This is a genomic window from [Clostridium] colinum, from assembly GCF_940677205.1.
Taxonomy (GTDB): Bacteria; Bacillota; Clostridia; order Lachnospirales; family CAG-274; genus Tyzzerella; species Tyzzerella colina.
The window spans coordinates 44,580-59,227 of sequence record NZ_OW712331.1 but is presented as its reverse complement, the minus strand read 5'-3'; the positions used below and the strand labels follow the sequence as shown (position 1 = coordinate 59,227).

The following is a 14,648-nucleotide window of genomic DNA, read 5'->3' as shown; positions in this document are numbered from 1 at the left end:
ACAGTACCTCAAAAAAATAATTTTGTTATTTTTTTGAAAATATCTATATTAAATTTTCTGGATTTAAACATTTAAGCTCATCTATAACAAATAATCCATCTTTTCTAATTAATACATCATCAAAATATATTTCTCCACCACCATATTCTTTAGTTTGTATTAAAACTAAATCCCAATGAACACTACTTCTATTACCATTGTCTGCGTCATCATAAGCATTTCCTGGTGTAAAATGTATACTACCCATTATTTTTTCATCAAACAAAATATTATTCATTGGCTTTAATATATAAGGATTTACACCTATTGCAAATTCTCCTACATATCTAGCACCTTCGTCCGAATCAAATACTTTATTTATACGTTCTGTATCATTAGCAGTAGCTTTTATTATTTTTCCATTTTCAAACTCTAGCCTTACATTTTCATAAGTAAACCCTTGATATTCTGAAGAAGTGTTATATGTTATATACCCATTTACACTATCTTTAACTGGTGCTGAATAAACCTCTCCATCAGGTATATTCATCTCTCCTGCACATTTAACAGACGGTATATTTTTTATAGAAAAACTAATGTCTGTGTCTTTAGCTACAATACGAACTTTATCTGTCTTATTCATTAAAGAAACAAGACTATCCATAGCCTTAGACATTTTGCTATAATCAAGGTTACATACTTTAAAATAAAACTCTTCAAAAGCCTCTAAGCTTGTACCGGCAGACTGAGCCATATTAGGTGTTGGATATCTTAAAACAACCCATTTTTTATTAAGCCTTATTTCTTGATGCACTCTTTTACTATAAAGATTTGAATACATTTGCATATTTTGGCTAGGTACATCTGAAAGCTCACTGTTGTTATCTTGTGCCCCAATACCAATATATGCATCCATAGCTTCCATTCTTTTGCCGTCTATATCTGCCATAAGGTTTAGTTGTTCTTCATTTGTATTTAATAAAAGTTCTCTTTGTATACTATTATGGTTAATTTCTACAAAAGGTATTGCACCTACGTTATAAGCCTCTTTTATTAATGCTTTAACAAGAGGCATATCGTAAAAGCCTCCACTAGATATTAATACTTTTTCGCCTTTTTTCAAATTACAAGAATAATTTATTAAATTTTTAGCTAATTTTTTAATTCTTTCGTCCATATTATCCTCCTTATTAACATATTTTTTCCATTTGAGCAACTAAGTCTTCAAATACTTTTAAAGCATCTTCTATAGGTTCTTTTTTAGTAATATCAACGCCTGCTTTTTTTAGTATTTCTGTTGAATAATCTGAAGACCCACTTTTTAAAAATCCAAGATAAGCATCTTTTCCATTTTCTTCTAATATTTTTTTAGAAAAAGCTATTGCACAAGAATATCCTGTTGCATATTGATATACATAAAAAGCTGAATAAAAATGAGGTATTCTAGCCCATTCCCAAGTTATTTCTTCATCTATTACTATATCGTTTCCATAATATTTTATGTTTAAATCTTTATATATTTCACAAAGACTCTCAAATGTTTGAGGTTCGCCATTTTCCATTTTTTCGTGTACAATCATTTCAAATTCTGCAAACATAGTTTGTCTAAATAAAGTTGTTCTAAATTGTTCCATAAAATGATTTATTAAGTAAAGTTTTTCATCATTATCCTTTGTTGTTTTTAATAAATGCTCCATTAATAAAGCTTCATTTACAGTAGAGGCTACTTCTGCTAAAAATATAGTATAATCTCCATAAATATATGGTTGATTTGTACCTGTATAGTAGCTATGCATAGCGTGTCCCATCTCATGTGCTAATGTAAACATATCGTCTAATGTATCTGTATAGTTTAAAGACACAAATGGGTGGCAACCATAAGCTCCCCATACATAAGCTCCACTTCTTTTGCCAACATTTTCATAAATGTCTATCCAACGGTTGTCAAAAGCCTCTTTTAAATTTTTAATATAGTCTTCACCTAAAGGTTTTAAGGCCTCTAACGTAATATTTTTACCTTCTTCAAAAGTTATTTTTTTATCTACATCTTTAACAATAGGCGTATATAAATCATAAAAATGTATTTCTTTAAGCCCTAAACATTTTTTTCTAATCTCTACATATTTATGCATAATTGGTAAAAATTTATGAACAGTAGCTATAAGGTTTTTATATACTTCTAAAGAAACATTTGTTTCTGATAATGCGTGGTGTATAGAAGAGTCATAGTTTCTTACTTTAGCATTAAAAATATCTGCCTTTACACTAGATGTATATGTTGTAGCTATTGTATTTTTTAAACTATAATAAAACTTATAAACCGCCTTAAAGGCTTGTTCTCTAATATTTCTATTAGGGCTTTCTAAAAGCATAGAATAATTACCGTGTGTAACTTTTATCTCTTTACCGTTTTCATCTTTTATATATCCAAAATCGGCATCTGCATTATTTAACATAGAAAATATATTATCTGCCGATTGACTTATCTCATAAACATTAGCTAATATTTCTTCTTTTTCCGTAGATAGTATATGAGCTTTTGTTCTAAGTAAATTTTTTATATAATGATTATATAATTTTAAATCTCCATTTGAAACTGCATTTAAAAGTTTATCTTCATCTAGCGTTAAAATCTCTGGCTCCAAAAATGCAACCGTACTTTGATATAAACTTATAAGGCTATCTGACTTGCTAGATAACGATTGATAAAAATTATTAGTGCTATCTTCATTTTGCTTTAAATTAGCATATACATAAAGAACCATTGTTTCATTAGATAATTTATCTCTTAAAGAAAGGCTATCATATAAATTTTCAATATTAATATTATTTTTAAATCTATCCATTTTAGTAAGGTCTTTCTTTAAAGTTTCAAATCTTTCTTCCCAAACTTTATCAGACGATACTAAATCTTCTATTTTCCATTTAAACTGTTCTGAAATTTCACTTCTTTGTTTTAATTGTTCCATTTATGTTGCCTCCTTTATATTAAGTAATTATATTATAAATCCATTATAATACATATATACATAAAAGCAATAACTTTTTATAAAATTTAAAATTATGCTTATCTATAAATATCTTTTATTTTACATAATTATTTTATATAATATATTTATAGTCCTATAATTCATATAGAAAGGAAATTTTATTTATGCAAAATATTAAACATAAAATATTAATAGCAGATGATGAAAAAGATATAAGAGACATACTTAATATACTACTTACAAGTGAAGGTTATGACGTAGTTTTAGCAACTAATGGACAAGAAGCCCTTAGCCTTGCTAACAATGATATAGATTTATATATTTTAGATGTAAATATGTCTATAATGAATGGATTTGTAGCTAGTAGTGAAATAAGAAAAAATTTTTTTGCTCCTATTATATTTTTAACGGCTTATACTGGGGAGTCGGATAAGGTAATGGGATTTTCTGTTGGTGCAGACGATTATATAACAAAACCTTTTTCTAATATGGAAATTTTGCTTAAAGTTAAAGCTCTTATTAGAAGGTCTAAACAATATAATAATAACAATAATATAGAACAAAATAAGTCTAACAATAAAATTATATTTAAAGATTTAATATTAGATTTAGATAGTCAATCTGTTATAAAAGATGATAATGTTATTGTTTTAACTTATACAGAATTTAAAATTTTAGAGCTTTTTATTACAAATCATAAAAAAATATATTCTTTAGAAAATATTTACCAAAGTATATGGGAAGAAGATGCCATAGGAGATAACACTATAATGGTGCATATAAAAAATTTACGTAAAAAGCTAGGAGATAGTTCTAAAAATCCTAAATATATAAAAACTGCTTGGGGAAAGGGTTATTATGTTAATTAAAAGTATTAAAAGCAAACTTTTAAAAGAAATATTAGAAATGCTATTAGCTAGTATTATTATTTCTATATTTTCATTTTATTTTTTATATTTTTCTTCTCTATCTATTACCGAAAATTATTTATATAAAAATAATATTGTTTTTAATTCTTTACAACAAGATACATTTACTTTATGGGTAAAAAGTATATGTTTTTTTGGCGGTGTTATCGTTTTTTTATCTTTATTTTTATTTTTTTTAGAAGAAAAAATATCTTATATTGTTTATATAATAAACAGTGTAAAATATTTAAAGCAAAACAATATGGATTTTATAATTAATGTAGAAGGTAACAATGAACTAACAGAACTAGCAGAAAGCATAAACTTTTTATCTTTGTCCCAAAAAGAATTATTAAAACACGAAAAAGACTTAAAAGAAGAACGAGAAAATATGATACGCTCCTTATCTCACGATATAAGAACTCCCCTTGCCTCTATTTTAGCTTATTCTGACTATATAAAAACTAAAGAAAATTTAAATAAAGATGATTTTGATAATTATATTAACCTTATAATATCTAAAGCCGAACAAATAAAAACTCTTACAGATAAATTGTTAGGCAAGGAAAATGAACCTTCAAAAATAATAGAAAACGGTAATTTATTTATTAAACAATTATGTTTTGAATGGGAAGAAATTTTAGAAGATAAGTTTAATTGTAAAATAGACTTATCTAACTGTAACCAATTTAAATGTATATTTAAAATAGATGATTTAAGGCGTATATTTGACAATATAGCATCTAATATAGAAAAATATGCCGACCCTAAAAAAGATGTAAATTTAACAATTATTCATAAAAATCAAAAATTAATTATAATACAAGAAAATAGCATCAATTTAAATATAGATAATAGGGAAAGTCATAAAATAGGGTTAAACAACATTAAAAACATAGTAGCTAACTACAATGGTCAAGTTAATATTAATAAAAAAAATAATATATTTAAAATAGAAATAACTCTTAACACTATAAATTAAATTTAGAATTCTTTAGAATTTTATTATTATTTTCTTTATAATTATATGTTAAATTATATATATAAACAAAAGAAACAAATAAAACAAAGGAGTGATTTTTATGGCTTTAGGTGTTTTATTAATATTATTTATAAGCTTAGTTGTAATAAGTGGATTAGGAACAATATTTTTATTTTTATCTAAAAATAAAAAATTTAAAAACATAATATTTTATATATTAGCTATTTTATCAATGATTATATCAATATTATCCGCTACTAGCGTTCCTACAAATTTTGTATTAGAACAAGTAATTTCTTTACTATTTGGTTTGTTAGGTGCAATAGCTATTGTTATAAATATAAAACTTACGAACTCTAATATATCCTATATATTAGTAGTAATATCTATAGTTTTAGGTATATTAAAACTATTTTCTTTTATTTAAATTAAAAAATTAATAAATATTTAGTCAAGGAGTGATTTTTATGGCAATTGGTGTTTTAGGAATTATGATTTATACAACAATTATTTTAACTATTGTAGGTTTATCTTTCTTATTTTTATCTAAAAATGATAAAATTAAAAATATTGCTTTTTACTTTTTATCTGTATTTACACTAGTGTTATCTATTAATGGTATTTTTAGCTTACCTACTAATGATTTAATAGGAAAGGGTTTATTAATTTTTGTTACATTATTACCTTTATTAGCTGTTTATTTAAAATATAAATCTAAAGATAAAATAGCTTATATTTTAGTTACAGTAGCTATTATTGTTGCAATATTAAAGTTTTTTAGTTTTATTTAACAAACATTTAGAATAATTTTTTATATATTGTATAAAAAGCTAGATTTCTAAAGGCTTTATCCATTATACGAAGAAATCAGCTTTTTTTCATACAATACCGCAAAAAAATAATCTTGTTATTTTTTTGAAATGTTGTAGACAAAGTCTACAACCTAAGGCTAAAGATAAACTCTTTAGCCTTTTTTAATTATCAAAATATACTTTATATAATGTAAGCCCGCTAGCAGATGCCGTTTTTCCTGATTTTTGTCTATCTTTAGATAATATTATATGCTCTATATCTTCTGGTTGTTTTTTGTCAAGCCCTACATCTATAAGCGTTCCGGCTATTATTCTAACCATATTATATAAAAATCCATTACCTGTTATTTCTATTGTTATAATATTATCTTCTTTTATTATATCTAAATAATATATTGTCCTCTCTGTTGTTTTTGCCGTACTCCCTGTTGCACAAAAAGCTTTAAAATCGTGTCTTCCTAAAAAATATTTTGTAGCTTGCTTCATTTTTTCTATGTTTAAAGGTTTATGTACAAATTCTGTATAGTTTCTTAACAAGGGGTTTAAAAAATTTGCGTTATATATTTTATATTGATATGTTTTTTTATATACACTATTTTGAGGGTGAAAACTTTCATCTACATACATAGCGTTTGTTATTATTATTTCTTTTGTATCTAAAAAAGAGTTTATAGCAAGTGGTATCCTATCTATCGGAATAGTTGTTTTATGCTTTAACAAAGCAAGCTGACACAAGGAGTGAACTCCTGTGTCTGTTCGGCTTGCTCCTCTTATATCTATTTTTTGTTTAAAAAGTTTTGACAAGGCTTTTTCTAGCTCACCTTGTATAGTTTTTACATTATCTTGCTTTTGCCAACCAAAATAATTTGTACCATCATAAGCAACTGTTAATAAAATATTTTTATTTTCCATATTATACCTCTAAAATTTTTTATGATTCAATAGTAAATCTTATTAAAACAATAATTAATAAATAAAAAGCTAAACAACCAATAGCTATATAATCATTTTTAGATGTTTTTAAAACTTTTAGTCTTGTCCTATTTATATCACCTCTATAACACCTACATTCCATAGCCATTGCCAAATCATCTGCCCTTTTAAAAGATGATATAAAAAGAGGTATTAATATAGGTACAAAATTTTTAACTTTTTTAATTATTCCACCTGTTTCAAAATCTACTCCTCTAGACATTTGTGCTTTTTTTATTTTTTCTAATTCTTCTAATATAGTTGGTATAAACCTAAGCGCAATAGTTATAATCATTGATATTTCGTGAGAAGGAAACTTTATTTTTTTAAGAGGCTTTAACAATGATTCTAACCCATCTGCAAAATCTAATGTATTTGTTGTAAATGTTAGCATAGAGGATGCTACTATAAGTATAGAAAGCCTAAAAATCATACGCCCCGAATATAAAAGCCCTCCTGTTGTTATTTTTATAAACCCTAGCTTAAATAAAACTTCTCCTGTTTGATTAAAAAATATATTTGTTACTAAAGTAAACAACAATAAAAACATAATACCTTTAAAACTTTTTAAAATAACTTTCATAGGTATTTTAGATAAATATATAACTAATAATAAAAATATTAAAGATACAAAATTACCTATAAAACTTTTAGATATAAAAATAAACATTAAAAAGCTAAAAGTTAGTATAATTTTTACCCTAGCATCTAAATTGTGTATAACCGAACCTGTAGGATAAAACTGTCCTAAAGAATTGTTCATAATATATACTCTCCTTTCATAAAGTGGACAAAGTTTTAAACAATTTATCAACATATTAACATTTTGTTTAAATTATAGTATTTCTCGGCTATTGTTGACAATTTGTTTAAATATTTTACTGTTTTTAACATAGTTATCAACATTTATTTAAAGATTTATTTAATATTTGTACACATTCATCTATAGTATAAATATTTGTATTAAAATTGTGACCATTTTCATTTAAAATATGAAATAGTTTACTACATTTTGGTATGTCTAGTCCTATTTCTTCTAACATTTTGCCATTTTCAAAAACTTTATTTACAACATCATTTAAAACTATATTTCCTTTGTTTAAAACAAAAACTTTATTACAAGTTTTAGATACATCATCCATACTATGTGATACTAAAACTATTGTTGTGTCTAGCCTTTGTTGCATATATTTTATTTGAGATAACATTTCTTCTCTACCATAAGGGTCTAGCCCTGCTGTTAGCTCATCAAAAACTAAAACATCTGGTTTCATAGCAAGTATGCCTGCTATGGCTACCCTTCTTTTTTCTCCGCCCGATAGCTCAAAAGGAGATTTGTTATAATAGCTTTCATCTATAAACACCGTATCTAGTGCCTCTTTTACCCTTTTATCTATTTCTTCTTTATCTAGCCCCATATTAGTAGGAGCAAAGGATACATCTTTATACACTGTTTCTTCAAAAAGTTGATATTCTGGATATTGAAATACAACCCCAACTTTTTGCCTTATATCTTTTAATTGTTTTTTATTTATATATATTTCTTCTCGATTTATATATACATTTCCAAAAGTTGGCTTAATAAGAGCATTAAAAATTTGTATAAGAGTAGATTTTCCAGACCCTGTATGCCCTATTATACCTAAAAAATCACCTTTATTTATTTTAATATTTATATTATCTAGTGCTATTTTTTCAAAAACAGTATTTTGAGAATATATATGTTTTATATTTTCTAATTTTATTATTTCCTCATCTTTATTTACATTATTATCTATATTTTTTGTGTCTTCATAAGTTTTGTTATTAAATCCTATTTTTATAAGTCTATCTGCCAATCCTTTTATAGACAAACTATCTAAAGGTATGTTATATCCTTGTTTGTTAAGGTTATATGCTATATCTATAGCCTCTGGCACATCTAGTTTTAACTCCCTTATTTTTTCTACATTTTTAAAAACATTTAAAGGTATATCATCTAAAACTATTTTACCTTTTTCCATAACTATAAGCCTGTCCGAATCTATTACTTCTTCCATATAATGTGTTATTAATATTATTGTTATACCTTTTTCTTTATTAAGTTTTTTTATAGTTTCTATTACTTCTTTTCTTCCACGTGGGTCTAGCATAGCCGTAGGCTCGTCCAAAACTATACATTTTGGTTGCATAGCAAGTATACCAGCTATTGCTACACGTTGCTTTTGTCCACCAGATAAATTTGAAGTTGTACTATGTCTAAAATCCTCCATATTAACTGCTTTTAAGCTAAAATCTACACGTTTTTTTATTTCTTCTCTTTCAATACCTAAATTTTCTGGCCCAAAGGCAATATCATCTTCTACAATAGTGGCTACAAGTTGATTATCTGGATTTTGAAAAACTGTCCCTACTGTCTTTCTTATTTGCCATATGTTTTTTTCATCTGTTGTAGATAACCCATCTACTAAAACTTCTCCGTCTGAACCTTTTAATATACCGCTTAGATGCTTTGCTAAAGTAGACTTACCCGAGCCATTATGCCCAAGTATAGCAACAAAGCTACCCTGCTCTATGTCCAAACTAACGTTATCTATTGCTTTATAACTTATTTTTTCTCCTGTTTCTTCATTGTTAGAAACATAGTTAAAAGATAGGTTTTTAATCTGTAAAAACTTCATAAATAACCCTCCTATTCTTGAAATATTTTTCTATAACATTATATCATATAAGATATAAAAAACAAGAAATTATTAAAATTCTTATTAAAGAAATAGGAATTATTAAAAATACTTGATATAATAAATATCCTATGTTAAAATCTATTTTGTATATAAAAATTTTATATATTTATGTCTTATTATTAGTGAGGTAAACATATGAATAACCCAAAAAAACACAAGGTTAAAAATAAAGGTAATAAAAAAAGAAAAGTTAAAAAAACACCTATAATTGTTTTATGTGTAATATTAATATTTTTTACATTTATAGGTATATCATCTTATAAGTTTTATTCTTTGTACCAAAAAGGTGGTATAAAACATAGCAGTGGTTATACTGTGCCACATTATGTAACAGTATCTATAAAAATGGGAACTAGCCCTAAAGAAATAATGTCTGTTTTAAAAGAATCAGAAATTATAGACAATAGTTTCTTATTTTATTTAAAAGCTAAAAATGACGGTGTTATCGAAAGCTTTAAAGCTGGTGATTTTACTTTTAATACAGATATGGACTATAACCAAATAATAGATACTTTACAAAATCCAAATAAAGATACACAACTAAAGCTATTAGTAAAAGAAGGTCAAACACAAGAAGATATAGCTAAAACTCTTGATGAAAAAGGTATTGTATCTTATAAAGATTTTATGAATGCTTGTAACAATATTAATTTTGATTATGATTTTTTAAAAGGTTTACAAAATAATCCTGAAAGAAAAAATAAATTAGAAGGTTATCTATATCCAGATACCTACTATCTATCAGAAAATGAAACTGCTGAGACTATTATAAATAAACTTCTATCAAGATTTGATGAGCTTTATACTGAAGATATGGCAAAAAAAGCTAGCGATATGGGCTTTACAACAGATGAAATTATTACTATTGCATCTATTGTAGAACGTGAAGTAAAATATAGCCCTGAAAAAAACATTGTTGCCTCTGTTGTTTACAATAGACTAAAAAAAAGTATTAAGCTACAAATGGACTCAACTGTTTTATATGCTAAAAATAAGCATAGTGATAGAACTCTTATATCTGATACAAAAATAGAGTCTCCTTACAACACATATTATGTAGAAGGCTTACCTATAGGGCCTATATCTAATCCTAGCATAGACACAATAAAAGCAGTTTTAAACCCTGCAAACACAGATTATTTATATTACGTTGTAAAAGATGACACAACCGGAAAGCACTTTTTTACCTCAAATTATAACGAGTTTTTAAAAGCAAAAGATGAATATGTAAAAAAATTTGATTAAAGGAGAATTTTTATGGCTTTAATAGATAACAACTTAGATGTTTATCTTAACAATCTTATGCCCAAAGTAAGTGGAGAGCTTGGCAAACTTCAACAAAAATCTTATGAAGAAGGTGTACCTATTATACCTAATGATGTTGTAAGACTTATATCTGTTTTACTTTCTATAAAAAAGCCTAAAAAAATATTAGAGATAGGCTGTGCCGTTGGTTTTTCATCTAGCTTTATGTCTCAATTTTTACAAGAAGATGGAAAAATTACGACAATAGAAAGATATCCTGTTATGATAGAAAAAGCTAAGACTAACATAAAATCTCTTGGCCTACAAGACAAAATAGAACTTATAGAAGGAGATGCCAACCAAGTGTTAAAAACATTAAATGATGAATTTGATGTTATATTTATGGACGCAGGAAAAGGCCAATATATTAACATATTGACAGATGTTTATCGTCTATTAAAAGTTGGTGGTATTATTATTGCAGATGATATTTTACAAAATGGTGATGTTGCAAAACAAAAAGAAGAAATAGTTAAAAGACAACGCACCATACATTATAGATTAAATGACTTTTTATGGGAAATAACTCATAATGATGGACTAGACACCTCTATTTTAACAATAGGAGATGGTGTTGCTATTTGTTATAAAACTAAAAATATAGAAGGGTTGATTATAAATGAACAAAAAGAAAGTTGAGCTTTTAGCTCCCGCCGGTGATTTAGAAAAGCTTAAAGTAGCTATACTATATGGTGCCGACGCAGTATATTTAGGAGGAAATGCTTTTGGGCTAAGGGCTAAAGCTAAAAATTTTACAATAGAAGAAATGGCAGAGGGAGTAAAGTTTGCTCATAGCCATAATGCTAAAGTTTATGTAACTTGTAATATTTTTGCTCATAATTCTGATATTAATAATGAAAAACTTGTAAATTATTTAAAAAGCTTAGAAGAAATAAATGTAGACGGGGTTATTGTGGCAGACCCTGGGGTATTTTCTATCGTTAGAGAAGCCGTTCCTAACATGGAAGTGCATATAAGCACACAAGCAAACACTACTAATTATCAAACGGCTAAATTTTGGAAAAGCCTTGGCGCTACAAGAGTAGTTATGGCTCGTGAAATGTCTTTTAGAGAGATAAAAGCTTTGTCTGATAATGTAGAAGATATAGAAATAGAGGCTTTTGTTCACGGTGCTATGTGTATGGCTTATTCTGGTAGATGTCTCCTTAGCAACTATTTTACAAACAGAGATGCAAACCGTGGTGCTTGTGCCCAGTCTTGTCGTTGGAAATATAAAATCGTAGAAGAAACTAGACCAGGCGAATATTATCCAATAGAAGAAGATGAAAGAGGTACTTATATCTTTAATTCTAAAGACTTATGTATGATACAATATATACCAGAACTTATAGAAAGTGGTGTTTTTAGCTTTAAGATAGAAGGTAGAGTAAAAACTGCTTATTATGTAGGCTCTGTTATAAAAGCATATAGAGAGGCAATAGATGACTATTTAAATGACCCTGCTTTATATGAAAGCAAAAAAGATTATTATCTTGAAGAAGTAAAAAAATCTAGCTATCGTGGCTATACAACTGGCTTTTTCTTTGATAAACCAAAAGAAGATGCACAAGTATATACATCTAATTCTTATGTTAGAACTTATGATTTTATAGGTATTGTAAAAGAATATGACAATGAAACAGGCTTTGCTATTATAGAACAAAGAAACAAATTTGTTGTAGGTGAAGAAATAGAGTTTTTAACAACAAAAGGTAAAAACTTTAGTCAAAAAGTTGAAGAAATGTATGATATGGACGGTAATAGATTAGAAGAAGCTCCTCATCCTCAACAGATTATTAAATTAAAAGTAAATAATCCAGTATCCGTATTTGATATGATGAGAAAAGAAAGCGACAACCCTGTTTTACCTGAAGATATTTAAAAGTAAATTAAACTGTAAAAAAAATACTTTATTAGTAATTTTTTTATTTTTTTAAAGGGTGTAGACTTTGTCTACACCCTCATTAAATAGCCAACCTTTAACGGTTGATTATTTATTAAACTATTATTTAGGAGTAATTTTTATGTGGATTATTATGGCAATTTTATCTGCTATATTTGCTGGCCTTACAGCTATTTTAGCCAAATGTGGTATAAAAAAAACAGATTCTGATGTAGCAACTTTTATAAGAACTATTGTAATTTTAGCTTTTTCTTGGCTTATAGTTTTTATAGTTGGCTCATTTAAGTCTTTTTTATACATTGATAAAAAATCTTTTTTATTTCTTATATTATCTGGCTTATCTACTGGTGTTTCTTGGCTTTGTTATTTTAAAGCATTATCTATTGGAGATGTAAATAAAGTTGTAGTTATAGATAAATCTAGCATAATTTTAACAGTTTTATTTGCTATTTTAATACTTAAAGAAAATGAAAATATTTTTATTAAAATATTTTCTACTTTATTAATAGGCTTAGGAACTTTTATGATGATAGAAAAGAAAAATATACATAATAATTCTATAAAAAATACTTGGATATTATATGCCATATTATCGGCTATTTTTGCTAGCCTAACATCTATATTTGCCAAAATTGGTATATCAAATATAGAGTCTAATTTAGCTACAGCTATAAGAACTTTTTTTGTTCTTATAATGGCTTTTATAGTTTTAATATATAATAAAAAAATTAAATATTTAAAAAATATTGATAAAAAAGAAATGATATTTATAATTTTATCTGGTTTATCTACTGGTATTTCTTGGCTTTGCTATTATTATGCTATACAAAATGGCATAGTTAGTGTTGTTGTGCCTATAGATAAACTTAGTATATTAGTATCTATTGTTCTTTCATTTATTATTTTTAAGGAAAAATTAAATAGAAAATCTATTTGGGGCCTAATATTTATAATTATTGGCACATTATTAATTACATTTTATAGCTAAAAAAGGTAATAGTATTTAACTATTACCTTTTTTATAGACAAAGTCTAGAATCTTTCAAAATATAAAATTTTCTCTTTAAATAAACTATATGTAAAATATATAAAATATTTTAGTATTATAAATTTATATTAATATCAACACTATCTCTTTTTTATACTATAAAACTAAAAGATATATTTGTATTAATGCTAAAAGTATACAACCTATTGTAACAAAAAATGCTCTTATTAGTTTTTGTCCTGTTTTTAAATCTCCTCTTTTAAATATATAGCTTGTTCCAAAAATCATAAGAACTGTAAGTATACTTGAAGAGCGTATTTCTGAATTAGTTATATTTTCTATATAAATCTCTGAAAGACTAACAGTTATAAGATAAGTTATAAGTTGTGCTATATAAACTAAAAATCTCCATTTAGGTTTTCTATTAGATATATTTACATATTTATTTGTTTTTACATCTTTACCTTCATATAATAAATGATATTTATCGCCTTCTACATATAAATGATATATTTTTTCACCAATAGGAATTTCATATTTAGCAGATGGTACGTTTATCTTATATTTTTCTTCTATTTCTATTTTTTTAAAGTCTGATAAATTATGTTCAACATCATTTATTCTTAGTTTTTCTTTACCATCTATTAAATATAAATTTATCTTTGTATTTTCTACATTCTAACTATTATCCATTATAATCTACCTCAAAATTAAAATTATTAAAACTGCAAAAACTTTTTTTATACCAGCTACAGCAACTGCATATATTATAAAATATTTCTTCTGTCAAATTTTCCTTTAAATACAGTTTTAAATCGTTAAAATAAATAGGTTTATTTATCTCAATATTTAACAACTGTATAACTTTGCTGTCTAATAAATTTATCTCATTATCGGATATACATATATTGTTTACTAAGTTAGGACATTTTTTGCATATATCGTCAAAATCTTCTTTTATTACAATTTTGTCTTTATCTAGCATATTTAAAATATTAAACATATTTTCAACAAATATATCATTATATCCATACCCTTTAAACTGTTGTATACATAAAATATGGTGTGGTCTTAAATAAATCATAT

Annotated in this window: 15 protein-coding genes; 8 read left to right on the top strand and 7 right to left on the bottom strand. The window is 25.7% G+C overall.

The window, feature by feature from the left end; all coding sequences use genetic code 11:
• Nucleotides 1-43: 43 nt before the first annotated feature.
• Nucleotides 44-1,156, bottom strand: a complete 1,113-nt coding sequence (locus tag NBW53_RS00280) for an aminopeptidase (RefSeq protein WP_250278147.1) — start codon at nt 1,154-1,156, stop codon at nt 44-46.
• A gap of 13 nt (nt 1,157-1,169) precedes the next feature.
• Nucleotides 1,170-2,948, bottom strand: coding sequence for an oligoendopeptidase F (gene pepF, locus NBW53_RS00275; RefSeq protein ID WP_250278146.1), 1,779 nt, complete (start codon nt 2,946-2,948; stop codon nt 1,170-1,172).
• A gap of 185 nt (nt 2,949-3,133) precedes the next feature.
• On the opposite strand from pepF, the gene NBW53_RS00270 reads away from it, so the two are divergent.
• The 4 genes from NBW53_RS00270 to NBW53_RS00255 all read left to right on the top strand — a co-directional run bounded on the left by NBW53_RS00270 (nt 3,134) and on the right by NBW53_RS00255 (nt 5,650).
• Entirely contained in the window at nt 3,134-3,838 is a 705-nt protein-coding gene (locus tag NBW53_RS00270; protein ID WP_250278145.1) for a response regulator transcription factor, read from the top strand.
• Complete coding sequence (locus tag NBW53_RS00265) at nt 3,828-4,859, top strand: sensor histidine kinase (RefSeq protein WP_250278144.1); 1,032 nt, start codon at nt 3,828-3,830, stop codon at nt 4,857-4,859. The genes NBW53_RS00270 and NBW53_RS00265 overlap by 11 nt, the downstream gene beginning before the upstream one ends.
• A 100-nt stretch (nt 4,860-4,959) precedes the next feature.
• Nucleotides 4,960-5,286 (top strand): hypothetical protein, encoded by a 327-nt coding sequence (locus tag NBW53_RS00260; protein ID WP_250278143.1) that lies wholly within the window; start codon nt 4,960-4,962, stop codon nt 5,284-5,286.
• A gap of 40 nt (nt 5,287-5,326) precedes the next feature.
• Nucleotides 5,327-5,650, top strand: a complete 324-nt coding sequence (locus NBW53_RS00255) for a hypothetical protein (RefSeq protein WP_250278142.1) — start codon at nt 5,327-5,329, stop codon at nt 5,648-5,650.
• Nucleotides 5,651-5,833: 183 nt separating this feature from the next.
• On the opposite strand, the gene truA is transcribed toward NBW53_RS00255, so the two are convergent.
• The 3 genes from truA to NBW53_RS00240 form a co-directional block, all read right to left on the bottom strand.
• Nucleotides 5,834-6,583 (bottom strand): tRNA pseudouridine(38-40) synthase TruA, encoded by a 750-nt coding sequence (gene truA, locus NBW53_RS00250; protein WP_250278141.1) that lies wholly within the window; start codon nt 6,581-6,583, stop codon nt 5,834-5,836.
• 19 nt (nt 6,584-6,602) lie between these two features.
• A complete protein-coding gene (locus NBW53_RS00245) occupies nt 6,603-7,406 on the bottom strand; it encodes an energy-coupling factor transporter transmembrane component T family protein (protein WP_250278140.1) in 804 nt (267 codons plus the stop codon).
• Nucleotides 7,407-7,542: 136 nt separating this feature from the next.
• Nucleotides 7,543-9,303, bottom strand: a complete 1,761-nt coding sequence (locus NBW53_RS00240; protein ID WP_250278139.1) for an energy-coupling factor transporter ATPase — start codon at nt 9,301-9,303, stop codon at nt 7,543-7,545.
• A 198-nt stretch (nt 9,304-9,501) separates the two neighbouring features.
• Between NBW53_RS00240 and mltG the strand changes: the two genes are divergently transcribed.
• The 4 genes from mltG (at nt 9,502) to NBW53_RS00220 (ending at nt 13,562) form a co-directional block, all read left to right on the top strand.
• Nucleotides 9,502-10,611 (top strand): endolytic transglycosylase MltG, encoded by a 1,110-nt coding sequence (mltG, locus tag NBW53_RS00235; protein WP_250278138.1) that lies wholly within the window; start codon nt 9,502-9,504, stop codon nt 10,609-10,611.
• A gap of 12 nt (nt 10,612-10,623) precedes the next feature.
• Nucleotides 10,624-11,310 carry an O-methyltransferase gene (locus NBW53_RS00230; RefSeq protein ID WP_250278137.1) on the top strand — a complete coding sequence of 229 codons (687 nt, stop codon included), beginning with the start codon at nt 10,624-10,626 and terminating at the stop codon, nt 11,308-11,310.
• Entirely contained in the window at nt 11,291-12,553 is a 1,263-nt protein-coding gene (locus NBW53_RS00225) for a peptidase U32 family protein (protein ID WP_250278136.1), read from the top strand. Before NBW53_RS00230 ends, NBW53_RS00225 begins: the two co-directional genes overlap by 20 nt.
• A 142-nt stretch (nt 12,554-12,695) precedes the next feature.
• Nucleotides 12,696-13,562 (top strand): EamA family transporter, encoded by an 867-nt coding sequence (locus tag NBW53_RS00220; RefSeq protein ID WP_250278135.1) that lies wholly within the window; start codon nt 12,696-12,698, stop codon nt 13,560-13,562.
• A 156-nt stretch (nt 13,563-13,718) separates the two neighbouring features.
• On the opposite strand, the gene NBW53_RS10045 is transcribed toward NBW53_RS00220, so the two are convergent.
• Both NBW53_RS10045 and NBW53_RS00215 read right to left on the bottom strand, forming a co-directional pair.
• Nucleotides 13,719-13,850 (bottom strand): hypothetical protein, encoded by a 132-nt coding sequence (locus NBW53_RS10045; RefSeq protein WP_284345819.1) that lies wholly within the window; start codon nt 13,848-13,850, stop codon nt 13,719-13,721.
• A 397-nt stretch (nt 13,851-14,247) separates the two neighbouring features.
• Nucleotides 14,248-14,646, bottom strand: a complete 399-nt coding sequence (locus NBW53_RS00215) for a DUF1284 domain-containing protein (protein ID WP_250278134.1) — start codon at nt 14,644-14,646, stop codon at nt 14,248-14,250.
• Nucleotides 14,647-14,648 lie beyond the last annotated feature (2 nt).